The organism is Hydrogenophaga sp. (assembly GCF_041913525.1).
GTDB lineage: Bacteria > Pseudomonadota > Gammaproteobacteria > Burkholderiales > Burkholderiaceae_C > Hydrogenophaga.
This window is the reverse complement of record NZ_JAYSFD010000004.1, coordinates 76748-99819: the sequence shown is the minus strand read 5'-3', so window position 1 is coordinate 99819 and position 23072 is coordinate 76748. Positions and strand designations below refer to the sequence as shown.

Annotated in this window: 20 protein-coding genes and 1 other RNA gene; 6 read left to right on the top strand and 15 right to left on the bottom strand. The window is 66.5% G+C overall.

Annotated elements, in window-relative coordinates; genetic code table 11:
- Positions 1-8: 8 nt before the first annotated feature.
- The 6 genes from narH to ACE3RQ_RS07245 all read right to left on the bottom strand — a co-directional run bounded on the left by narH (position 9) and on the right by ACE3RQ_RS07245 (position 11034).
- Positions 9-1541: a nitrate reductase subunit beta gene (gene narH, locus ACE3RQ_RS07270; protein WP_374521292.1), complete on the bottom strand. Its 1533-nt coding sequence runs from the start codon at positions 1539-1541 to the stop codon at positions 9-11.
- Positions 1538-5353 (bottom strand): nitrate reductase subunit alpha, encoded by a 3816-nt coding sequence (locus tag ACE3RQ_RS07265; RefSeq protein WP_374521291.1) that lies wholly within the window; start codon positions 5351-5353, stop codon positions 1538-1540. Before ACE3RQ_RS07265 ends, narH begins: the two co-directional genes overlap by 4 nt.
- Before the next feature lie 12 nt (positions 5354-5365).
- A complete protein-coding gene (locus ACE3RQ_RS07260) occupies positions 5366-6994 on the bottom strand; it encodes an MFS transporter (protein ID WP_374521290.1) in 1629 nt (542 codons plus the stop codon).
- A gap of 24 nt (positions 6995-7018) precedes the next feature.
- Positions 7019-8278 carry a nitrate/nitrite transporter gene (locus tag ACE3RQ_RS07255; protein WP_374521289.1) on the bottom strand — a complete coding sequence of 420 codons (1260 nt, stop codon included), beginning with the start codon at positions 8276-8278 and terminating at the stop codon, positions 7019-7021.
- Between the two features lie 140 nt (positions 8279-8418).
- On the bottom strand, positions 8419-9138 hold the full coding sequence (locus ACE3RQ_RS07250; RefSeq protein WP_374521288.1) for a response regulator: 720 nt from the start codon (positions 9136-9138) through the stop codon (positions 8419-8421).
- 21 nt (positions 9139-9159) lie between these two features.
- Complete coding sequence (locus ACE3RQ_RS07245; RefSeq protein ID WP_374521287.1) at positions 9160-11034, bottom strand: type IV pili methyl-accepting chemotaxis transducer N-terminal domain-containing protein; 1875 nt, start codon at positions 11032-11034, stop codon at positions 9160-9162.
- Between the two features lie 229 nt (positions 11035-11263).
- Between ACE3RQ_RS07245 and ACE3RQ_RS07240 the strand changes: the two genes are divergently transcribed.
- Together ACE3RQ_RS07240 and ACE3RQ_RS07235 are read left to right on the top strand one after the other, a co-directional pair.
- The gene (locus tag ACE3RQ_RS07240) at positions 11264-11869 is read left to right on the top strand and encodes a nitroreductase (RefSeq protein ID WP_374521286.1); all 606 of its coding nucleotides are present in this window, start codon (positions 11264-11266) and stop codon (positions 11867-11869) included.
- A gap of 39 nt (positions 11870-11908) precedes the next feature.
- The gene (locus tag ACE3RQ_RS07235; protein ID WP_374521285.1) at positions 11909-12238 is read left to right on the top strand and encodes a cupin; all 330 of its coding nucleotides are present in this window, start codon (positions 11909-11911) and stop codon (positions 12236-12238) included.
- A 27-nt stretch (positions 12239-12265) separates the two neighbouring features.
- Here the strand turns inward: ACE3RQ_RS07235 and ACE3RQ_RS07230 are convergent, their stop codons facing one another.
- The 3 genes from ACE3RQ_RS07230 to ACE3RQ_RS07220 all read right to left on the bottom strand — a co-directional run bounded on the left by ACE3RQ_RS07230 (position 12266) and on the right by ACE3RQ_RS07220 (position 14732).
- On the bottom strand, positions 12266-13078 hold the full coding sequence (locus tag ACE3RQ_RS07230; RefSeq protein ID WP_374521284.1) for a class I SAM-dependent methyltransferase: 813 nt from the start codon (positions 13076-13078) through the stop codon (positions 12266-12268).
- A gap of 91 nt (positions 13079-13169) precedes the next feature.
- A complete protein-coding gene (locus tag ACE3RQ_RS07225; RefSeq protein WP_374521283.1) occupies positions 13170-14183 on the bottom strand; it encodes an AraC family transcriptional regulator in 1014 nt (337 codons plus the stop codon).
- Between the two features lie 78 nt (positions 14184-14261).
- The gene (locus ACE3RQ_RS07220) at positions 14262-14732 is read right to left on the bottom strand and encodes an Rrf2 family transcriptional regulator (RefSeq protein WP_374521282.1); all 471 of its coding nucleotides are present in this window, start codon (positions 14730-14732) and stop codon (positions 14262-14264) included.
- A gap of 118 nt (positions 14733-14850) precedes the next feature.
- Here ACE3RQ_RS07220 and ytfE point away from each other — a divergent pair, with 118 nt between their 5' ends.
- From ytfE to ACE3RQ_RS07205, 3 genes are read left to right on the top strand one after another with little or no spacing between them, the layout of a single operon-like run.
- On the top strand, positions 14851-15531 hold the full coding sequence (ytfE, locus tag ACE3RQ_RS07215; protein WP_374521281.1) for an iron-sulfur cluster repair protein YtfE: 681 nt from the start codon (positions 14851-14853) through the stop codon (positions 15529-15531).
- 1 nt (position 15532) lies between these two features.
- Complete coding sequence (locus tag ACE3RQ_RS07210; protein WP_374521280.1) at positions 15533-16759, top strand: NAD(P)H-dependent flavin oxidoreductase; 1227 nt, start codon at positions 15533-15535, stop codon at positions 16757-16759.
- The gene (locus ACE3RQ_RS07205; RefSeq protein WP_374521279.1) at positions 16756-17187 is read left to right on the top strand and encodes a SirB2 family protein; all 432 of its coding nucleotides are present in this window, start codon (positions 16756-16758) and stop codon (positions 17185-17187) included. Before ACE3RQ_RS07210 ends, ACE3RQ_RS07205 begins: the two co-directional genes overlap by 4 nt.
- A gap of 6 nt (positions 17188-17193) precedes the next feature.
- Here ACE3RQ_RS07205 and ACE3RQ_RS07200 read toward each other — a convergent pair whose 3' ends face one another.
- Both ACE3RQ_RS07200 and ACE3RQ_RS07195 read right to left on the bottom strand, forming a co-directional pair.
- Positions 17194-18393: a M20 aminoacylase family protein gene (locus ACE3RQ_RS07200; RefSeq protein ID WP_374521278.1), complete on the bottom strand. Its 1200-nt coding sequence runs from the start codon at positions 18391-18393 to the stop codon at positions 17194-17196.
- 18 nt (positions 18394-18411) lie between these two features.
- Positions 18412-19410: a tripartite tricarboxylate transporter substrate binding protein gene (locus ACE3RQ_RS07195; RefSeq protein ID WP_374521277.1), complete on the bottom strand. Its 999-nt coding sequence runs from the start codon at positions 19408-19410 to the stop codon at positions 18412-18414.
- 153 nt (positions 19411-19563) lie between these two features.
- Between ACE3RQ_RS07195 and ACE3RQ_RS07190 the strand changes: the two genes are divergently transcribed.
- The gene (locus ACE3RQ_RS07190) at positions 19564-20463 is read left to right on the top strand and encodes a LysR family transcriptional regulator (RefSeq protein ID WP_374521276.1); all 900 of its coding nucleotides are present in this window, start codon (positions 19564-19566) and stop codon (positions 20461-20463) included.
- Positions 20464-20549: 86 nt separating this feature from the next.
- Here ACE3RQ_RS07190 and ssrA read toward each other — a convergent pair.
- From ssrA to ompA, 4 genes are all read right to left on the bottom strand, one after another.
- Positions 20550-20926: a transfer-messenger RNA gene (gene ssrA, locus ACE3RQ_RS07185) on the bottom strand.
- Positions 20927-20940: 14 nt separating this feature from the next.
- A complete protein-coding gene (locus ACE3RQ_RS07180) occupies positions 20941-21615 on the bottom strand; it encodes an HAD family hydrolase (protein WP_374521275.1) in 675 nt (224 codons plus the stop codon).
- On the bottom strand, positions 21615-22325 hold the full coding sequence (gene ubiG / locus ACE3RQ_RS07175) for a bifunctional 2-polyprenyl-6-hydroxyphenol methylase/3-demethylubiquinol 3-O-methyltransferase UbiG (protein ID WP_374521274.1): 711 nt from the start codon (positions 22323-22325) through the stop codon (positions 21615-21617). The genes ACE3RQ_RS07180 and ubiG overlap by 1 nt, the downstream gene beginning before the upstream one ends.
- A 73-nt stretch (positions 22326-22398) precedes the next feature.
- Positions 22399-23043 carry an outer membrane protein OmpA gene (gene ompA / locus ACE3RQ_RS07170; protein ID WP_374521273.1) on the bottom strand — a complete coding sequence of 215 codons (645 nt, stop codon included), beginning with the start codon at positions 23041-23043 and terminating at the stop codon, positions 22399-22401.
- Between the last annotated feature and the right edge of the window lie 29 nt (positions 23044-23072).

The window sequence follows — 23072 nt, the reverse complement described above, 5'->3', positions numbered from 1 at the left end:
GCTCCGGCTCAGAACGTGGCCTTGATGGGGATGGTTCGCTTCTTCTCGCTGCCGAACAGGCTGGTCTCGGTGCTGCCCTCCGAGCAGCCGTTGCCGAAGCTGAAGCCGCAGCCGCCCTTCACGTTGAAGGCGTTCTCGGCGTACTCGCGGTGGCTGGTGGGAATGACGAAGCGGTCTTCGTAGTTGGCAATGGCCATCACGCGGTACATGGCCTCCACCTCGGCCACGCTGAGCTGGGCCTGCTCCAGCACGCGGTGGTTGACCACGCCGTCCACGTGCTTGCCGCGCTGGTAGGCGCGCATGGCCAGCATGCGCTCCAGCGCGCGCACCACGGGCAAGGTGTCGCCAGCGGTGAGCAGGTTGGCCAGGTACTTCACCGGAATGCGCAGTTGCGACACATCGGGAATCTCGCCGTTGATGCCCACCGTGCCCGCGTTGGCGGCGGCGGTGATGGGCGAGAGCGGCGGCACGTACCAGACCATGGGCAGGGTGCGGTACTCGGGGTGCAGGGGCAGGGCCACCTTCCAGTCAACGGCCATCTTGTAGACCGGGCTGTGGCGCGCGGCCTCCAGCCAGTTGTCGGGAATGCCGTCGGCGCGGGCCTGCTCGATCACGGCCGGGTCGTTCGGGTCGAGGAAGATGTCGAGCTGGGCCTGGTACAGGTCCACCTCTTGTTCCACGCTGGCCGCCTCGGCGATGCGGTCGGCGTCATAGAGCAGCACGCCCAGGTAGCGGATGCGGCCCACGCAGGTTTCGCTGCACACGGTGGGCTGGCCGGCCTCGATGCGCGGGTAGCAGAACACGCACTTCTCGGCCTTGCCGCTTTTCCAGTTGTAGTAAATCTTTTTGTAGGGGCAGCCGCTCACGCACATGCGCCAGCCGCGGCACTTGTCCTGGTCGATCAGCACGATGCCGTCTTCCTCGCGCTTGTAGATCGAGCCCGAGGGGCAGGACGCCACACAGGCCGGGTTCAGGCAGTGCTCGCACAGGCGCGGCAGGTACATCATGAAGGTGTTCTCGAACTCCCCCACCATGGCCTTCTGCGCTTCGAGGAAGCCGTCGAAGTTGGCGTCCTGGCTGCGCTTGCTGAACTCGCCACCCAAAATCTCTTCCCAGTTGGGGCCCCACTCGATCTTCTCCATGCGCTGCCCGGTGATGAGCGAGCGCGGCCGCGCGGTGGGCGCGTGCTGCATCTCGGGGGCCGACTGCAGGTGGTCGTAGTCGAAGGTGAAGGGCTCGTAGTAGTCGTCGATCTGCGGCAGGTTGGGGTTGGCGAAGATCTTCATCAGCAGCGACCACTTGCCGCCCTGCTTCGGAACGATGGAGCCGTCGGGTTTGCGCACCCAGCCGCCCTTCCACTTGTCCTGGTTTTCCCATTCCTTGGGGTAGCCGATGCCGGGCTTGGACTCGACGTTGTTGAACCAGGCGTATTCCACGCCCGGGCGGCTGGTCCACACGTTCTTGCAGGTCACGCTGCAGGTGTGGCAGCCGATGCACTTGTCCAGGTTCAGCACCATGCCGATCTGTGCGCGCACTTTCATGGGTTCTCTCCTTGAGCTTGGTAAGCCTTGGCCAGGTAGTCATCCCGTGGCGTGTCGAGCCAGTCCACCTTCTTCATCTTGCGCACCACCACGAACTCGTCGCGGTTGGTGCCGATGGTTCCGTAGTAGTTGAAGCCGTAGCTCAGCTGCGCGTAGCCGCCGATCATGTGGGTGGGCTTGAGCACGATGCGGGTGACCGAGTTGTGGATGCCACCGCGCACGCCGGTGATTTCCGAGCCCGGGGTGTTGATGATCTTTTCCTGCGAGTGGTACATCATCACCATGCCGTTCTTCACGCGCTGGCTCACCACCGCACGGCCGGCCACGGCGCCGTTGGCGTTGAAGAGTTCGATCCAGTCGTTGTCCACGATGCCGGCGCTCTTGGCGTCGTCTTCGCTCAGCCAGATCACGGTGCCGCCGCGGTTGAGCGTGAGCATGTGCAGGTTGTCGCTGTAGGTGCTGTGGATGCCCCACTTCTGGTGCGGGGTGATGAAGTTCAGCACGATCTCGGGGTTGCCGTTGGACTTGCGGCCCTGCACCTCGTCGGTGGTCTTCAGGTCCACCGGCGGGCGGTAGCTGCTGAAGCCCTCGCCGAAGGCGATCATCCAGGGGTGGTCCTGGTAGAACTGCTGGCGCCCGGTGAGGGTGCGCCATGGGATCAGCTCGTGCACGTTGGTGTAGCCGGCGTTGTAGCTCACCGTTTCGCTCTCGATGCCGCTCCAGGTGGGCGAGCTGATGATCTTGCGCGGCTGCGCCTGAATGTCGCGGTAACGAATCTTCTCGTCTTCGCGGTACAGCGCCAGGTGCTTGTGGTCGCGCCCGGTGGCCTTGCCCAGCGCCTCCCAGGCCTTCACCGCCACGTGGCCGTTGGTCTCGGGCGCGAGCTGCAAGATCACCTCGCAGGCGTCAATGTCGGTGACGATCTTGGGCATGCCCTGGGTGGCGCCCTCTTCTGCCGTGGTGCCATTGAGCTGGCCGAGCTGCGTCACCTCCAGCTCGGTCTTCCAGCCAATGCCCTTGCCGCCGTTGCCCAGTTTGTTCATCAAGGGGCCCAGGGCGGTGAAGCGCTTGTACACATTGGGGTAGTCGCGCTCCACCACGGTGATCTGCGGCGCGGTCTTGCCCGGGATCAGCTCGCACTCGCCCTTCTTCCATTCCTTCACGCCAAAGGGCTGGGCCAGCTCGGCCGGGGTGTCGTGCATCAGCGGCGTGAGCACCACCTCTTTCTCCACGCCCAGGTGGCCCACGCAGACCTCGCTGAAGGCCTTGGCGAAGCCTTTGTAAATTTCCCAGTCGCTGCGGGCCTGCCACACCGGGTCCACCGCCGCGCTGAGCGGGTGAATGAAGGGGTGCATGTCGCTGGTGTTGAGGTCGTTCTTCTCGTACCAGCTGGCCGTGGGCAGCACGATGTCGCTGTACAGGCAGGTGGTGCTCATGCGGAAGTCCAGCGTCACCAGCAGATCGAGCTTGCCCTCGGGCGCCTGCTCGTGCCACTTCACCTCGGCGGGCTTGGCGTCATCGGCGCCCAGGCCGTCGCCCTGCACGCCGCTCTCGGTGCCCAGCAGGTGCTTGCAGAAATACTCGTGCCCTTTGCCGCTGGAGCCCAGCAGGTTGGAGCGCCACACGAACAGGTTGCGTGGCCAGTTCTGCGGCGCGTCGGGGTCTTCGCAGCTCATCTGCAGGCTGCCGTCTTTCAGCGCCTTGACCACGTAGTCCTTCGGGTCCATGCCGGCCGAGGTGGCGTGCTTCACCACCTCGATCGGGTTGGTCTTGAGCTGCGGGGCGCTGGGCAGCCAGCCCATGCGCTCGGCGCGCACGTTGAAGTCGATCATGCTGCCGCCAAACGCGGCCTTGTCGGCCAGCGGGCTCACGATCTCGTCCATGCCCAGCTTCTCGTAGCGCCACTGGTCGGTGTGGGCGTAGAAGAAGCTGGTGCTGTTCTGCTGGCGGGGCGGGCGAATCCAGTCCAGCGCGAAGGCCAGCGCCGTCCAGCCGGTTTGCGGGCGCAGCTTTTCCTGGCCCACGTAGTGCGCCCAGCCGCCACCGCTTTGGCCGATGCAGCCGCACATCATCAGCAGGTTGATGACGCCGCGGTAGTTCATGTCGGCGTGGTACCAGTGGTTCATGGCCGCGCCGATGATCACCATCGACTTGCCGCGCGTCTTGTCGGCGTTGTCGGCGAACTGCCGCGCCACGGTGACCACCTGCTCGCGCGGCACGCCGGTGATGCGCTCTTGCCAGGCGGGGGTGTAGGGGGCGTCGTCGTCGTAGCTGGCGGCTCCTGAGCCGAGACCACGGTCAATGCCGTACTGCGCCACCTGCAAATCGAACACCGTGGCCACCAGCGCGTAGCGCTCTTCGCCGGCCTTGCCCAGGCGCAGGCGCACGGCCGGCACGCGGGCGTGGTTCACGTCACCCGTGCCGGTGTTGCCGGTGAAGTGCGGGTTGGCCTGGCCACCGAAGTAGGGGAAGCCCACGTCCACCACCTCGTGGTTCTGCGCGCCGTCTTCCATCACCGAGAGCTTGAGCTTGGCCTCGGCGCCGCCGCGCGCTTCCTTCGATTCGAGGTTCCACTTGCCCGCGTCTTCGCGGCCCTCGGGGCCCCAGCGGAAGCCGATGGAGCCGTTGGGCAGCACCGCCTTGCCGGTGGTGTCAAAGGCCACGGTCTTCCACTCGGGGTTGTTGTCCTGGCCGAGCTGGCCGTTGAAGTCGCTGGCGCGCAGGTAGCGGTCGGGCACTTGCACCACGCGGCCGTCGGGCAGGGTCTGCTCTTTGAGCATGACCAGCATGGGCAGGTCGGTGTAGCGGCGGGCGTAGTCGTCAAAGTAGGCGCTGCGCTGGCCGCTGTCGGGGAAGTAGAACTCTTTGAGGACCACGTGCCCCATGGCCATGGCCACGGCGGCGTCGGTGCCTTGCTTGGGGTGCAGCCACAGGTCAGACAGCTTGGCCACTTCCGAGTAATCGGGCGTGATGGCCACCGTCTTGGTGCCCTTGTAGCGAACCTCGGTGAAGAAGTGCGCGTCGGGCGTGCGCGTCTGCGGGATGTTGGAGCCCCAGGCGATGATGAACGAGCTGTTGTACCAGTCGGCCGACTCGGGCACGTCGGTCTGCTCGCCCCAGATCTGCGGGCTGGCCGGGGGCAGGTCGCAGTACCAGTCGTAGAAGCTCATGCACACGCCGCCAATGAGCGAGAGGTAGCGGCTGCCAGCGGCGTAGCTCACCATGCTCATGGCCGGAATGGGCGAGAAGCCGATGATGCGGTCGGGCCCGTGCTGCTTGATGGTGTACACGTTGGCCGCGGCGATGAGCTGGTTCACCTCGTCCCAGGTGGAGCGCACGAAGCCGCCCATGCCGCGCACCTGCTGGTAGTCGCGCCGGGCCTGCGGGTCTTCCACGATCACGGCCCAGGCCGACACCGGGTCTTTGGCCACGCGCAGCGCGGCGCGCCAGCGCTCCAGCAGGCGCCCGCGCACCATGGGGTACTTCACGCGGTTGGCGCTGTACAGGTACCAGCTGTAGCTGGCGCCACGCGCACAGCCGCGAGGCTCGTGGTTGGGCATGTCCCAGCGGGTGCGGGGGTAGTCGGTCTGCTGGGTTTCCCAGGTGACGATGCCGCCCTTCACGTAAATCTTCCAGCTGCACGAGCCGGTGCAGTTCACGCCGTGCGTGCTGCGCACCACCTTGTCGTGCGCCCAGCGGTTGCGGTAGGCGTCTTCCCAGGTGCGGTCTTCGCCCGTGGTCTGGCCGTGGCCATTGGCAAACGGTTCGCGCGGCAGGCGAAAGTGGGAAAGGCGGTCAAGAAAGTGACTCATCGTTTTCTCCGTTCAGGGATTTTTGATTTCCGCACCGGCGCGCAGGTAGAACCACCAGTTCAGCACCAGGCACACGGCATAAAAAGCGGCAAAGCCGTACATCGCGATCTGGGGGGTGCCGGCCTTGATCTGGGCGCCAATCACCACCGGTGCGATGAAGGCGCCGTACGCGGCCACGGCAGACGTCCAGCCCAGCACGGGGCCGGCCTGCTGGCGGTCAAAGATGACGCCGATGGAGCGGAAGGTGGAGCCGTTGCCGATGCCGCTGGCAATGAACAGCACCACGAACAGGCCCAGGAAGGCGGGGAAGAAGGCCTCGGGCGTGGCCGAGCCATAGGCTTGCATCATCACGTAGCCCACCGCCACCGAGGCCACCACCATCACGGCCGAGATCACCTGCGTGACGATGGAGCCGCCCACCTTGTCGGAAATCCAGCCCCCCAGGGGCCGCACGGCCGCGCCCACGAAGGGGCCGATCCACGCGTAGGTGAGGGCCGAGGGCGCGTTGGGGTTCTTGAGCGTGTGCTGCATCACCCCGGCCGCATCGGCCACGTGCTGGAAACCGAAGATCACCGTGATGGCCAGGGGCAGCACCATCGAGAAGCCGATGAACGAGCCGAAGGTGACGATGTACAGCGCCGTGAGCGACCAGGTGTGCTTGTTGCGGAAGATGGCGAACTGCTTGGCCACGCCCTCTTTCATCGAACCGAAGGCGGCCAGGCGCATCACCAGCAGCGCCAGCACAATGTCCAGCGGCACCGCCACCCACATGTTCAGCAGGCCCAGGCCGGTGGGCGCCGGCAGGTACAGGTACAGGATGAAGATGGCCGGCACGAAGGCCAGGGTGTAGAGGTAGGTGATCTTGGCGAAGGCCACGATCGGGTGACCGGCGTCGGGCGACACGGTCTTGAGGTTGTTCATGCCGAACCAGCAGATGGCCCCCAGCGGCACCAGCGAGAAGACCCAGGCGAAGCCGGCGTTCTGAATCCAGGTGGGGGTGCCGGCGGCGATCTTGCCGAAGATCCAGCCGCTGTCTTTCACCAGCGTCATCGGCTCGCCGCCAAAGGCGCCCAGCAGCGGCAGCGTCATCACCAGCGGAATGACGATCTGCATGGTGGTCACGCCGAAGTTGCCCAGGCCCGCGTTCAGGCCCAGCGCCGTGCCCTGCAGCCGCTTGGGGAAGAAGGTGCTGATGTTGGACATGGAGCTGGCGAAGTTGCCGCCGCCCACGCCCGACCACAGCGCCATGAGCTGGAACACCCACAGCGGCCACTCGGGGTGCTGCAGCGCGATGCCGGTGCCAATGGCCGGGGCCAGCAGCATCGAGGTGGTGAGGAAGATGGTGTTGCGCCCGCCCGCCAGCCGCACCAGGAAAGACGCCGGGATGCGCATGGTGGCGCCGGCGATGCCCGAGATGGCGGTGAGGGTGAACAGCTCGGCCGGGGTGAAGGGGAACCCCAGGTTGAGCATTTGCACGGTGATGATGCCCCACATGCCCCACACGGCGAAGCCGCACAGCAGGGCCGGCACCGAGATCCAGAGGTTGCGGTAGGCGATGCGCTTGCCGGTGCTTTCCCAGAAGCGGTCGTCTTCGGGGCGCCAGTCTTGCAGGTCGGCCCCACTTGGGTTGGAAGCGTTCATGGTGTGGCTTTCAATGAAGGAAGATCAGAGCGAGGCCGAGGCGTGTGGGCCCATCACCTCGGTCTTGCGCACCTCGGTCCAGTACATCCAGATGAGCGACACCCAGACCACGCCGTAGAGCAACATGAAGGCGCTGGAGCGAATGCCAGTGATGTCCACCAGCGCGCCGAACAGGATGGGCAGCACGAAGCCCCCCAGGCCACCGGCCAGGCCCACGATGCCGCTGATGGCGCCGATGTTGTGCGGGTAGTCGTCGGCGATGTACTTGAAGACGCTGGCCTTGCCGAAGGCAAACGCAATGCCCAGCACGAACATCAGCGCGGTGAAGGCGTAGACGTTCAGGCCGATGTGAAAGGTCTGCGGGCCATTGACGGTGTTGATGGTGAAGTCGGTCTGCGGGTAGCTCAGCAGGAACAGGCAGACCCAGCTCACCCACATCACCCACCACGTCACCTGGTGCGCGCCGTACTTGTCGCTCAGCACGCCGCCCACCGCGCGCAGCACGCCACCGGGCAGCGAGAAGCAGGCGGCCAGCAAGGCGGCCACGCGAATGTCCAACCCGTACTCGCCGATGTAGTACTGCACCATCCACAGCGCCAGCGCCACGTAGCCACCGAACACGATGCTGTAGTACTGGCAGTACTTCAGCACCTTCGGGTCTTTCAAGGCCTTGAGCTGGTCGATGAAGCTCACGTTGCTGGGCACCAGATGGGCCGGGTCGCTGTGGCTGAACACCCAGAACAGCACCACCGTGGCGGCCATGATGGCCGCGTACACCTGCGGCACCATCTGCCAGCCGAAGGCCACCAGAATCACCGGCGCCACGAACTTGTTGACCGCCGAGCCCGAGTTGCCGGCGCCATACACGCCCATGGCCATGCCCTTTTGCTGCGGCGGGAACCAGCGCGCCACGTAAGGCGTGCCCACCGAGAACGAGCCCCCGGCCAGGCCCACGAACAGGCCGATGGTGAGGAAGTGCCAGAACTCGGTGGCATAAGACATGAGCCAGATGGCCGGCACGGTGGCGGCCATGAGCAGCGCCATCACGATGCGCCCGCCGTAGCGGTCGGTCCAGATGCCCAGCGGCACCCGCACCAGCGAACCCGTGAGCACCGGCGTGGCCATGAGCAGGCCGAACTCAGTGGCGTTGAGGTCCAGCATCTTGCGGATCGGCACGCCGATCACGCCAAACATCATCCAGACCATGAAGCACACGGTGAAGGACCAGGTGCTCACGATCAAGACCGACCAGGCCTTGCGTTTTTGTTGAATGTCGGTAGCCATTGCGTCACGCTCCATTGAGGGTGATGCAACTGTCCGCGTTTCAATCGCGCGCCACCATCCTTCGCATGGGGTGATGGCGGCAGGCAAACGAACGACCCCGGCACCGGGGCATCGTCCGAAAGGCGTAGCCCGGTCTGGGCTTACGTCAGGCCACGTTCCGTGGCATACACCGCCGCGTGCACGCGGGTGCTCTTGTCGAGCTTACGCAGGATGTGCTGCACGTGGATCTTCACCGTGGTTTCGGCAATGTCCAGCTCGCGCGCAATGAGCTTGTTGCTGTGCCCGCGCGCGATCAGCCGCAGAATCTCGCGCTCGCGCGGGGACAGGCTGCTCAGGCGCTCGTCCGGGGCCAGTGGCGCGCTGGCCGAGGCCAGGGGCGCCGTGTCGGCCAGCGGGGTTGCCGTGGTGTCGGCCGCCTCGGTGGGCGGCCCACTGCGCCGCAGCAAGCCCACCAGCTTGCCCAGCATCTCGGGGCTGATGACCGAATCGCCCTCCCACACGCGCTGAATGGAATCGGCCAGGTCGGCCGTGTCGATGGTCTTGAGCAGGTAGCCATCGGCCCCCGCGCGCAAGCCGGCCGAGAGGTCTTCCTCGTTCTCGCTCACCGTGAGCATGAGCACCCGGGTCTGCGGCAGCAACTCCTTGAGGCTGCCGATGGCCTGCACACCCGACACGCCCGGCAGGTGGTTGTCCAGCAAGATCAGGTCGGGCTTGAGGCGCCCCACCGCGTTCAAGGCGGCACTGGCGTCGCCGGCCTCGCCCACCACCTCAAAGCGTGGGTCTTGCGAGAGCAGCGCGATCAGGCCGCGCCGAAACAGGTTGTGGTCATCAACAACGAACAGGCGAATGGGCTGGGTCATGGGCGACTGAAGGGAAGGGCGTCAGGGCGCCACGTCAATGGTGACCTCGGTGCCCTGCCCCAGGCAAGACTCCACCGTGACCTGCGCGCCAATGCGCTCGGCCCGCTCTTGCATGATGTGCAGGCCCACGCGCGTGTCCACCGCACCGTCTGGCGCGGGCTCAAAGCCACGCCCGTTGTCGCGCACCCGAAAACGCCAGTGCGGCCCGCGCTCCACCGTCACGAAAACGTCGCGCGCCTGCGCGTGCTTGCGCACATTCGACAGCGCCTCTTGCAGCACGTGCAGCACCTGCAACTGCACATCGGGCTGCAGCGCCATGCCGTGGCCCTGCAAATCAAGGTGGGTGTGCAGGCCGCTTTGGTGTTCAAACTTCTGCAGCGTGGTGCGAATGGCCTGCTCGATGTCGTCGCTGTTGGTGCGGGTGCGAAAGTGCAGCAGCAGCTCGCGAACATCGTTGGTGCTCTCGCGCACGCCCGCGTCGATCTCGTCAATGGCGCGCTCCACGCGGGCGGTGTCGCTGCGCTGCACCGCCTGGCGCAGGAGCGCCACCTGAATCTTCAGGAACGACAGCGATTGCGCAATCGAATCGTGCAGCTCACGCGCGATCATGGCGCGCTCCTCGCCCACGGCGGCCTCGCGCACCAGGGCCTCGGTGCGCATGTTCTCCACCGCATTGGCCAGGTGCCCGGCCAGCGCGTCGTACAGGCCACGGTCTTCTTCGCCCAGCACCGCCTCATGGCGGTAGAACAGGTCCAGCTCACCCAGCACCCGCTGCTGCAGGCGAATGGGCACGCTCACCAGCGTGGTGTAGCCGGCCTGCGCGCAGCCGCTCAAGCGGCGCTCGTCGCTGGCCACGATGGGAATCACCCGCGTGTGGGCGTGGGCCTGCGGCTGACCGCAAGCGCAGAGCCCGGCCTCCAGGCAGCGCTCTTCTTGCACCAGTTCTTCGGGCAGGCAGTCGCTGGCCAGCATCAGGTAGCGCTGACTGGCCAGGTCCGTCCAGCGCACGGCCACCGCATCCGCCCCGCTGAGCACGCGCACCTTTTGCGCGAAGCCACGGGCCAGGTCGCTCAGGGTGTGCGACTCCACCAGAAAGGTGCTCACCTCATACAAGGCCGCCAGCCGGGCGCGCTTGCTCTCCAGGTCGCGGGTCTTGTCTTGCACCTTCTGCTCAAGGCCGTGGTACAGCGATTGCAGGGTCTGCGCCATGTGGTTGAAGCCCGCGGCCAGGTCGCCGAATTCATCAGGCCCCTCCACCGGCACCCGGGCCGAAAAGTCGCCCGACCCCACCCGCTGCAGCGCGCCCCGCAGCCGCTGCAAAGGGTGAATCACGAACATGTAGCCCACGTACAGCGTGAACACGGCCGCGGCCACCGCCAGCCACATCATGGCCAGTTGAAACAGGTTGAGCACCGCCGTCAGGCGCGAAAGCTTGTTCTCAATGGCCAGCACCAGGCTGTCCATCTCGCCCACCAGCGCATCGACCGCCACCGTCAGCCCATCCGCTGGCAGGTCTGGCGCCGCCAGCCGCCCGTCGCGCACGCCTTCCCACGAGCGCTTGAGGCGATCGAAGCGCGCGCGGGTGTCGTCGTCCCACGGAACGGCCAAGGGGCGGTTCGCGTCGCCACGCTCCAGCAGGGTCAGGGTGGCCTCGAACTCGCGCACCAGCACCGCTGTCTCCTGTGGCGTGCGCCCCCCCTGCACCGCGCTGGCCAGGCGCCAGGCCTGCATGCGCAGCCGCCCGGCCTCATTCACGGCCGCGGCGCCGCCGTCGAGCTGGCGCGTCACCCAGGCGGTGAAGCCAATCGACAACAAGGCCAAGGCCAGCAAGGCAAAGCCCAGCACCGCGAACTTGGTGGACAACTGGCCGCGCCAGCGAGGGGAGAAAGGGGACATGGAAGACGTCAATACCGGAGCGGGCATTGTCCCCAGCCGGGCTTGCCCTGTCCATCCACCGGCCAGGCGGATGCACAGGCCTGTCCATAGTTCTTTTGAACGATGGGTGGGACCACCCTCTGCTGGCGCCCGCACGTTGGGAGGATGGCGCAGTTGGTTGGAATCGGTCACATTGCGCGTAATGGGTTAACACCCAATTCCATCGCACCCCACACCTTGGTTCATTCGCATGGCACACACCGAGACCGACACCGTGATGTGGGCAGACGCCCTGATGCAAAGCCGGCGCACCGTGCTGCCCAAGCGCCTGGTCGGCCCCGGCCCCGACGCGCACCAGCAGGGCCTGATGCTGCGCGCCGCCGCCGCCGCCCCCGACCATGGGCAACGCCTGCCCTGGCGCTTGGTGGAGGTGCCCGCCTGTGAGCGCGTTCGCCTGGGCGATGCCTTCGCGCAAGCCCTGCTGGAGCGCGACCCCCACGCCAACGCCCGCGAACTGGCCCAGGCCCGCGAAAAGGCATTGCGCGCGCCCTGGCTGCTGCTGGCCGTGTGCCGCACCCGGGGCGATGACCCCGAGGTGCCCCCCGCCGAGCGCCTCATCTCATTGGGCTGCGCCACCCAGAACCTGCTGCTCATGGCCAGCGCCATGGGCTTTGGCAGCGCCATCACCAGCGGCAAGGCCCTGTCATCGGCGGCATTGCGCCAGTTCTTCTCGCTGCACGAGCAGGAAGACGCACAGTGCTTCATCAACGTGGGCACCGTGTCAGAGGCGCGCAGCGGGCCACCCCGGCCCGACATCGGGCGCTTCTTTCAGGTGCTCGGCACCCCCACCACCTGAGCCCTTCCGGGCCCCGGCGTCAGTCCAAAGGAGGCTCCCATGGCACTGTCCCACCTGCCCTCTGGCCAGAAAATGAGCGTGCGCCCGCTGGGGGCCGCCCTGGCGCAGACGCGCTCCAGCGCCCTGCTCAAGTCCGATCAGCTTGAGGTGATCCGCGTGGTGATCCCGGCCGGCCGCACCCTGCACGAGCACCACTTTCGGGGCGAGCTCACCCTGCTGTGCATCGAAGGCCACATCCAGTTCCGCACCCCTGACGGCGCACACGAACTGGCGCCCGGCGACTTCATTCACCTGGCCCGCGACGTGCCCCACAGCCTGAGCGCCGAGGTCGATTCCTCGGCCCTGCTGACCATGTGCCTGTGCACCTGAGGCACGAGGACACCACGGCACCGCCCCTCAGCGGCGGTGAACCACCACCTCCAGGTACTCGCCCGGCACCACCAGCGCCTGCGGGTGGTGGGTGTTGAGGCGGTTGAGCAGGTCGAGCAAGTCTTTTTCCAGCGCCGCGCCCTGCTCGGGCCCCAACGCGGCAAAGGCCTTGTGCACCGGCCCGTACCAGGTGCGAAACACGTCCACGAAGTGCGCCGCCGAGCGGTAGCGGAAGTGAAACTGCCGCCGGGTCACTTCAATGGAAGACGCCGCAGCGCCAAACAACTCTTGCAGCCGCGCCTCGGTGCCCCACAGTGGCGGCGGTTGCACGCCCGCTGGCGGGGGCACGTGGGCGGCGATCACCTTGAACAACTGGCCGATGAAGCCCTGCGGCGTCCAGTTTGCCAGCCCAATACGCCCGCCAGGCCGGCACACCCGTGCCATCTCGGCGGCGGCCCGCACCTGATCGGGCGCGAACATGACGCCGAAGGTGGACACCACCGCATCAAAGCTCGCGTCGGCAAACGGCAGGTCCTCGGCATCGGCCACCTGAAAATTCAAGCTCAGGTGCTCGGCCTGCGCGCGTTGCGCACCGCGCTCCAGCAGGGCGGGCACGTAGTCGGTGGAGGTGACCTGTGCGCCGCGCCGAGCGGCCGCCAGCGTGGCGTTGCCGTTGCCGGCGGCCACGTCCAGCACGCGCTCGTCCCACAGCAGGTCGCAAGCCTCGGCGAGTTGCTCGCCCACGATCTGCAAGGTCACGCCGATGATGGCGTAGTCGCCGCTGGACCAAGTGGCCTGCTGCCGGGCCTTCAGGGCGGCGAAATCGGTGGGGGCGTTCATGGTGGGTCTCCTTCAAGTGGCGTTTTCGGGACAGCCGGCTGGCGCCCCTTGGCCTTTGCAGTGGAGCGCGCGAAGCCCGCCCCTGTCCTGCTCAGTCGTCCGAACTTGCCGCCCCAGCGTCCACACCGACACCCGGCATCGCCGCCTCGCTGCGCTGCGCGCGCCGGCGCCAATGCCCTGGGGCGAGGCCGTATTCGCGCTTGAAGGCACGATGAAAAGCCGACTCTGAGGCATACCCCACCGCCTCGCACACCCGCGCCACCGAGTTGCGAGGCTCGCCCAACAGGCGGGCCGCCAGCACCAGCCGCCAGCGCGCCAGGTAATGCATGGGTGCCATGCCCACCAGTTGCTGAAAGCGCGCGGCCAGCACGCTGCGCGACACCCCCACCTCATGGGCCAGCGAGGCCAGGTCCCAGGCCCGCGCGGGCTGCCCGTGCAGCAGCGACAGACAGCGCCCAATCTGGGGGTCTTGCGATCCCATGGTCCAGCCCGGCGGATGATCGGGGTGACCGTCCAGGTGGCCGCGCAAGGCCTCGACGAACAGGGCCTCAGCCACCCTCGCGCCCACCAGGTCAGCGCCGGGGCGCCCTTGTGCCGATTCGTCCAGCGCATAGAGCACCGATTGCGTCAGCCAGCCCCCGCAAGGCCGCTGCGCCAGCGAGGTCAGAAACGCACTGGGCAAGGCGTCCAGCAGTGGGTGGCCGTGTCCACGCTCAAGGGCCAGCCAGCCACACACCAGGCGGGTGCGATCCCCCGGCCCCCCGTAGCGAATTCGCGTGAGATCGGGCAGGCGGGGAGCCACCAGGTGCTGCAGCGAGACCGCACCTGCCCCTACCCCACTGGCCAGGCAATGCGGCTCTCCCCTTGGCAGCACCACCACGTCGCCAGGCCGCATCGGCAGACCCTGCCCCTCGCCCCACTGCACACGGCAAGAACCTTCCAGCACCAGGTGGCAGATGGCCAGGCGAGTGGCCTGCACCGGCAGCATCAAGGCGAGCTGCGCGCCCGCCGGGGCCTGCACGCACCACGGCTCGCCGAACTCGGCATGGAGGAAAAGCGCCCCCTCCAGGCGAAGGCCTCGCAGCACATCGGACAAAACGTCCATACCAGGCTCCCACAGCAGGTGCCAGATGGCACCCCCAGTTGTGACCAACCTGACATGGTCACCTCAACGCCGCCAACGTCAAGGGCTGGCCGATTGGCGCGACCGCTTGATCGCGGCCACCGGCACGACCGCCGCCTGGGCTCCTGGCCCCACCAGGTCAGCCAAACGCACGCCATCGAGCACCTGCATATAGGCCTGCAGCGCGTCCCACAGCACGCCCTTCAGGCGGCAACGGCCATCAATGCGGCAGTTGCTGCCCTGCGGGTTGAAGCACTCCACCAGGGTGAAGTCTTCCTCCATCTGGCGCACCACCTCGCCCACCACGATCTCGGCGGGCGGCAACACAAGCCGCAGGCCGCCCCCGCGCCCGCGCGTAGTGGCCAGCCAGCCCTTGGCCGACAGCGCCATCACCACCTTCATCAGGTGGCTGCGCGAAATGCCATAGGCCTCGGCGATCTCGGCAATGGTGGGGGCCGCTTCACGGTCTTGGTGGGCGGCGCAGTACATCAGCACGCGCAAGGCGTAGTCGGTCCATTGGGTCAGGCGCATGCGGGTCTCCCATCTGCGCCACATCGAATGTCCCGACGGCACGCAGGGTGAATATTCATATTCGATGCATGTTATCTCACAATAAATTCACCTCAAATGAATCTTTAAAGGAAACCCCATGAGCCTTCAGACCACCCCCGCCCAAGCCGACCAGAGCCTGGGCAGTCTGGCCGTGCAAATCCCTGGCGCCACCGCCGTGTTTCGCCGCCTCAAGCTCGACTTTTGCTGCGGCGGCCAGCAATCGCTTGACGCGGCCTGTGCCCACAAAGGGCTCGACGCCGCCGCGGTGCTCAGCGAAATCCGCGCGCTGCAAGAGCAAAAGGCCGCACCCGAGGCACCCGCCCCAGCCGAGCTGATCGACCACATCCTGCAGCGCTACCACGAGGTGCACCGCCAGCAACTGCCCGAGCTGATCCGCATGGCCCGGCGCGTGGAGGCCGTTCACCGCGATCACCCGCAGGTGCCCAAGGGCCTGGCCGACCACCTCGAATCCATGGAGCGCGAGTTGCTGGACCACATGGCCAAGGAAGAGCAAATTCTTTTCCCCTTGCTCAAGCAAGGCGGCCATCCGATGGTGGTGCACCCCATCGGCGTGATGCGCCACGAGCACGTGAGCCACGGCGCGCAACTCGAACGCCTGGCCGAACTCACCCAGCATCACCAGCCACCCACCGGCGCCTGCAACACCTGGCAGGCCCTGTACGCCGGCACCGCGCGCCTGAGCGACGACCTGATCGAGCACATCCACACCGAAAACAACCTGCTGTTCCCGGTGTTCGAAGGCCAGGCGCGGCACTGACATGCAGCACCCGGCGAACGACACCAGCACGGCGCAGTGGCTGGACCAGGCACGGGCGGCTGGCCTGCGCCCGCTGCGCATCCGAGGCAAAACCCTGCTGCCCATCGTGCAGGGCGGCATGGGCGTGGGCGTGTCCGCCGCCGGGCTCTCGTCCGCCGTGGCCCGGCTGGGTGGCATGGGCACCATCTCATCGGTGGACCTGCGCCGCCGCCACCCCGACCTGATGGCGCAGACCGCGCACCTGGACAAAGCGCCCGACGCCCGCGCGCGCATCGACCAGGCCAACCTGGTGGCACTGGACCGCGAGATTCGCGACGCCCGCGCTGCCTCGCATGGCCAGGGGTGGATTGCCGTGAACGTGATGAAGGCCCTCAGCGCCTACTCGGCCTACGTGAAGCAGGCGCTGCAAAGCGGTGTGGACGCCCTGGTGGTGGGCGCCGGTCTGCCGCTGGACCTGCCCGAACTCGCGCAAGACCATCCCCATGTGGCGCTCATCCCCATCCTGTCGGATGCGCGCGGCGTGCAGTTGCTGCTGCGCAAATGGGAGCGCAAGGGCCGCCTGCCCGACGCCATCGTCATCGAAAACCCCCGCCTGGCCGGTGGCCACCTGGGCGCGGCGAAAGTGGCCGACCTGGGCGATGCGCGCTTTGACTTCGAGACCGTCATCCCACAGGTGCGCGAGCTGTTCCAGCAAGCAGGCTACGAGCAAGACATCGCGCTCATCGCCGCCGGGGGCATCGACAGCCACGCCGACATCCTGCGCTTGCAAGGCCTGGGGGCCGATGGCGTGCAACTGGGCACCGCCTTCGCCGTCACGCAGGAATGCGACGCGCCCGACGCCTTCAAGCGCATCCTGGCCCAAGCCAAGCCGCAAGACATCGTGGAATTCGTCAGCGTGGCAGGCCTGCCGGCGCGCGCGGTGCGAACGCCCTGGCTCGACAAATACCTGCGCATCCTGCCCATCCTGCAAGAGCGCGCCCACCCCAAGGCCAAGTGCAACCTGTCGTTTGACTGCCTGCAGCATTGCGGCTTGCGCGACGGCGACGCGGGCATCGGCCAGTTCTGCATCGACCAGCAACTGGGCCACGCCATGGACGGCGACGCCGAGCGCGGCCTGTTCTTTCGCGGCGCCGGTCGCCTGCCCTTTGGTGAACAGATTCGCGGCGTGGCCGACCTGGTGCGCCACCTGCTGACACCGGCCCCGACGGTGATACCGTCGCCCGCATGATCGACCTGCTGGCCCATCACCCCTGGCTCTACCCTGCCCTGCGGCACCTGCACCTGGCCTGCGTGAGCGCCAGCATCACGCTGTTCGTGGCGCGCGGCCTGGGCGTCACGGCTCTGCAGGCCTGGCCCATGCGGCCCTTCTGGCGGCGTCTCAGCGTGGCCATCGACACGCCCCTGCTGCTGGCCGGCATCGGCCTGTGGGCCTTGCTTGCTTATCACCCGCTGCAGCAGGCCTGGCTGGGGGCCAAGCTGGTGCTGCTGGTGGTCTACATCGTGCTCGGCTCTTTCGCCCTCAAGCGCGGGCGCACGCGCGTGCAGCGGCTGCTGTTCTTCGTGGCCGCGCTCGCGGTGGTGGCGCTCATCCTGACCAGCGCCTTCACCCGCCTGCCACTGGGTCTGGCGGGCCTGGGCATGGGGGGCACTGGGTGAGGTGGATCAGTCCACCAGGAAGCGCCTGACCAGCAAGGCCCAGTAGGCGGCGCCCACGGGGATGTTGGCGTCGTCAAAGTCGTAGTTCGGGTTGTGCACCATGCAGGCACCATGCCCGCCAGAGGCCTCGTCGCCGTTGCCGATGTAGAGGTAGCACCCCGGCACCTGCTCCAGCATGAAGGCGAAGTCTTCGCTGCCCGTCAACGGCTGGGTCTGCAAGGTCACCGCATCAGGCCCCAGCAGCTCCAGGGCCACCTGGCGCGCGAAGTCGGTCTCTGCCTGGGTGTTGACCAGCACCGGGTAACCGCCCTGGAAATCCACCGTGGCCTGCACGCCCAGGCTGCGGGCCTGCAGCGTCACCAGCTCATCGATGCGGCGCAGCAGCATCTTGTGCACCTCCCGGTCCAGCGAACGCACGCTGAGCTTGAGCACCGCCTCGTTAGGGATCACGTTGTTGGCCACCCCGGCCTGGAACGAACCCACGGTGATGACCGACATCTGCAGCGGCGCCACATTGCGCGACACGATGGTCTGCAACCCCATGACGATGGCCGCCCCCGCCACCACCGGGTCGGCCGCCTGGTGCGGCATGGCCCCGTGGCCACCGTTGCCCTGCACGGTGATGGTGATGTTTTCGCTGGCGGCCATGGTGGGCCCGTCGCGCAGCAGCAGGGTGCCGCGCGGGAAGCCCGGCATGTTGTGCATGGCGAAGATGGCATCGCAAGGAAACCGGTCGAACAAGCCGTCGGCCATCATCTTCTTGGCGCCGCCCAGGCCCTCTTCCGCAGGCTGGAAGATCAGGTTCAGCGTGCCGCTGAAGTCACCGTGCTCCGCCAGGTGCCGCGCCGCCGCCAGCAGCATGGCCGTGTGACCGTCATGGCCGCAGGCGTGCATGAGGCCCGCGTGAACGCTGGCGTGCGGCAGGCCAGTGGCCTCGTGGATCGGCAAGGCGTCCATGTCGGCGCGCAGGCCAAGACGGCGCTTGCCCGTGCCCCGGCGCAACTGACCCACCACCCCGGTGCCGCCCAGGCCTCGGGTGACCTCATAACCCCAGGCCTGCAGGCGTTCGGCCACCAGGTCGCTGGTGCGGAATTCCTGGAAACCCAGTTCCGGGTGGCGGTGAATGTCCCGGCGCAGGGCCACGAACTCGCCCGCCCCCGCGCGCAAGGCCTCGACCACGCTCAAGCCGTCAGTCACATCGTTCATGCTCGCCTCTCCCGCCGCTCACTGCGGCTTCAGGTCAATCGACTTCGCGATGGCGCGGTACTGTGCCGTGCCATCGGTGTACACCTTGGACACGGCGGCCAGGCTCTGAGGCTTGGCCGGCACGCGGCTGTTGGCCTCCAGGTTCGCGCGCACCTGTGCGTCGCCCAGGGTTTCGCTCATGGCCTTGTGCAAGGCCTGCACCACCGGCTCAGGGGTGTCCTTCTTCACGAACAGGCCCGACCAGGTGTTGAAGGTGAAATCCTTGAGCGACTGGCTTTCGCTGATGGCCGGGTACTCTTTCACCCCCTCCATGCGCTCGCGGTTGAGCATGGCCAGCACCTTGAGCTTGCCCTGCTTGTGAAACTCTTCGTAATTCTTGCCATAGGGCGCCAGGAAGATGTCCACCCGGCTGCCCAGCAGGTCTTGGTTGGCCGGTGCGGCCCCTTTGTAGGGCACGTGGACCATCGGAATGCCCGTCACCTTGGAAAGGTGCTCACCCAGCAGGTGGTAGAACGAACCGGGCCCCACGCTGGCGTAGGTGATGGGCTTGCCCGCGGCGGCCTGCTTGCGCGCATACGCCAACAGCTCATCGGCGTTGTTGGCCGGCAAATCTGGGCGCGTCACCAAGGCAATGTGGGTTGACTCAATCATCTGCACCAGGCGGAAGTCTTCGCTCTTGAACTTCACCGCCAGGTTGGCCAGGGGCGACAGGATCAGCTCATTGGGCGAGCCCTGGAACACCATGTAGCCATCGCTGGGCGCGGCCAGCACCTTCTGCGCGGCGATCCCGCCGGTGGCACCCCCCAGGTTCTCCACCACCACCGACTGCCCGAGGTGCTTGCCCAGCGTGTTGTTCAGGCTCCGGGCCACGGAATCCGACGGCCCGCCCGCCGGGTAAGGAACCATCAATGTCACGGGCTTGGTCGGAAAGGCCTGCGCCATCGCAGAGCCGGCCAGCGCCAAACCGGCAAGGGTCGCCGCCACGCGGCGCAGGAAGAAGTGGGTGCTAGCGGTCATGAACGTGTCTCCAATGTGGTGAGGGTGCCTGCTCGGGCCGCTCGGCCAACAACAGGCAGGCAAGTGAATGCTAGGAGCCCGTTTTTGATGTGTCCAATGCATTATTTTCTGGATAATCATTCACAAACCTCATCCCCAGAGCCCACCAACCCGATGAACATCCGCCATCTCGAGCACTTCCTGGCCGTGGCCGAAACAGGCTCCTTCAGCCGCGCCGCCGAACGCCTTCACCTCACGCAGTCGGCCCTGAGCCGCAGCATTCAGGCGCTCGAAACCGAGGTGGACGGCCGCCTGCTCGACCGCGTGGGCAAGCGCAACGAACTCACCCCACTGGGACGCCACGTGGTCGAGCGGGCGCGCCGCATCGTGCTGGAGGCATCGGAAGTGCGGCGATCGGCGGAATTGCTGCGAAAAGCCGATGGCGGCGTCATGCGCATCGGCCTGGGGTCGGGCCCAGGGGCCATCCTGATGACCCCGCTCATGTGCCACATGGCGCAGAACCACCCACGGGTGCGCGTGAACATCACCCGTGGCCCGACCGAGCTGCAGTTGGTGCAACTGCGGGCCAGGCAACTCGATGCACTGGTGGTGGACGAACGCCGGGTGGCGCCCAACGACGATTTGCACATCGAACCCGTGGCCGAAATGGCCGCCGCCTGGATCGCACGCGCCAGCCATCCCCTGGCCCATCAAGCAGCGGTGACCCTGGCCAACCTGCTCGACTACCCCATTGCCACCACCCCACTCTCAGACGAAGTGGTGCGCCTGCTCGTCGAGCGCTACGGCCCAGAAGCCAACCCCACCCGAATCGCCACCCTGCAATGCGACGACGTGGGCGGACTCATCGACGTGGTCAGCCGCACCAACGCCATCTTTCTGGGGGTACGCGCCGCCGCGCGCGAGGGCATCGAGGCAGGCAGCCTGTGCGAACTGCAGACAAGACCCGCCCTGCGAACCACCGCTCGCTACGCCTACGTCTCCCTGGCGGGGCGCAGCGAGGCACCGGTAATGTCATTGCTGCGCGAGTTCGTGGCGCAACGGATGGTGGACTGAGCGCCCCAAAACACCACCTCGATGGGCGAAGCCGGCATGAAAAAGGCCGCTAGGTGGTCATTCCTAGCGGCCTTTGTGCAGGGTATTGGTGGAGCTGGGGGGATTTGAACCCCCGTCCGCAAGCCTTCTTCGCGCAGTTCTACATGTGTAGCCGTCTGATTTGGGTCTCGCTTCCTGCAGCGCGCAGCGGCACGCTCTACAAGTCGCCAGCAACCTTATTTCTCGACCCGCCCCAAGTTGCCCGAGGCGGACCCAGCCGAATGAAGTTACCCCACAGCCTGGACAGCTTGCGCCACCCTTGCCCAGCCTATCGGCTTGCTGTTGTGAGGCTCACATGCAATTAAGCAGCGAGTGCGAAACGTTCGTCGTTTGCAGTTAGTTTTTTTCTGCGGTTTTACGAGGTGACAGAACCTCGACATGCCCTGCTGCGTGCCCGAACCCACGTCGAAACCAGTGCAGCCCCTGAGGCGTCGAAGTTTAAGGCAGTTCCAGCAATTTCAAGACCTGCAGCGGAGAAGAAATTTCCGCATCGGCTCCCCAGGCCGACACCACCGCCCCCGGCCCCAGGTAACCATAGCCCGCAGCCACGGTTCGCATGCCCGCCGCCCGCCCGGCCAGCACGTCACGGTGGTCATCGCCCACATACACACAGCCAGCGGGCGGCAGCCCCATTTGCCGAGCCGCCTCCAACAAGGGCGCCGGGTGCGGCTTGGTGTGCGGCGTGGTGTCGCCGCAGACCACCGCCCTGGCGTGGGCGAAAAACGCCATCGACCGGGTGAGCGGCACCGTGAAACGGGCCGCCTTGTTCGTCACCACGCCCCAGGGCACACCGTGGTGCGTGAGGCGGGCGACCAGTTCTTCCACGCCTTCAAATGGGCGGGTGGCAGCCAGCAAACGGGCCTCGTAACGCGCCAAGTATTCCTCGCGCAGCGCCTCAAAATCGGCGTGATCGGGCGTGACCTCCAAGGCCACCTTCAACATGCCGCGAGCGCCAGAGCCCGCATAGGCGCGGTAGGCGGCCAGCGGCAAGGATGGCCACCCCCTGTCGAGCCGCATTTCGTCTGCGGCGGCCCCCAGGTCAGGGGCACTGTCCACCAAGGTGCCGTCCAGGTCAAAGAGAACGGCCTGAAGACCGGCCCACGGTGGCGCCATCACAGGGGCTTTCGGGTCGCCAACAGGTAGTTGACGCTCGTGTCGTCGCTGAGCCAGTAGCGGCGGGTCAGCGGGTTGTATTCCATGCCCCGCGTCTGCGTCAGTTCAAGCCCGGCGCCGCGCACATGCGCCGCGAGTTCGCTGGGGCGGATGAACTTGGCGTATTCGTGCGTGCCCTTGGGCAACATGTTGAGCACGTACTCGGCGCCAACGATGGCGAACAGGAAAGACTTGGCGTTGCGGTTGATGGTAGAGAAAAACACCCAGCCGCCCGGTTTGACGAGATCGGCACAAGCCCGCACCACCGACGACGGATCGGGCACGTGCTCCAGCATTTCCATGCAGGTCACCACGTCGAACGCGCCGGGTTGCTCGCGGGCGAGGTCTTCCGCGCTGATTTCCTGGTAACGCACCCGCTCGGTGCCGGCTTCCAATGCGTGCAATTGCGCCACGCGCAATGCCTTGGTGGACAAATCGATGCCGGTGACATTGGCGCCCAGACGAGCCATCGAATCCGACAAGATGCCGCCGCCGCATCCCACGTCTAGCACCTGTTTGCCTGAAAGGCTCACCAAGGTGTCAATCCATTTCAATCGCAAAGGGTTGATCTGGTGCAGTGGGCGGAATTCGCTGTCCGGGTCCCACCAGCGATGGGCCAGATCGGAAAATTTGGCCAGTTCGGCCGGATCGGCGTTGAGCTTGGTCGTCATGGGCGGAATTATGGCCGGTGAAAAACAAAAACCGCGCCGAAGCGCGGTTTTTGAGAGTTGATCAAAGGGTTGATCAGTTCTTGCGGGTGCCGACCACTTCGACTTCCACGCGGCGGTTCTTTGCACGGCCTTCGCGGGTCTTGTTGTCAGCCACCGGCTGGGTCAGGCCCTTGCCTTCGGTGTAGATGCGGTTGCTTTCGATGCCCTTGCTCACCAGATAGGCCTTCACGGCTTCAGCGCGGCGAACCGACAGCTTCTGGTTGTAGGAAGCGGCACCGGTGGAGTCGGTGTGGCCCACGGCGATCACGACTTCCAGGTTGATGCCCTTGACCTTGCCGGCCAGGTCGTCCAGCTTGGCCTTGCCTTCGGGCTTCAGCACAGCCTTGTCGAAGTCAAAGAAGGCGTCAGCGGCGTAGGTCACCTTGGTGGCAGCGGGAGCCGGGGCAGCGGCGGGAGCCGGTGCGGGAGCGGCAGCAGCCGGTGCGGGAGCGGCGGGAGCAGGCGCCGGAGCAGCGGCCTTCGGCACGATGGCGCCGTCGCAGCCTTGGGCGGCGGTGGCAGGGGTCCAGTTGGCGTCGCGCCAGCACAGTTCGTTGGTGCCGTTCTTCCACACCAGCTCGCTGGTGCCGTTGCGCCAGTTGTCGACGGTTTGAGCGCCGGCGGCCGTTGCCATGGCGGCGGCTGCAAACAGCATTGCCACTTTGTTGAGTTTTTTCATGGTTTTCCTCTGGGTAAGCCGCAGACAGG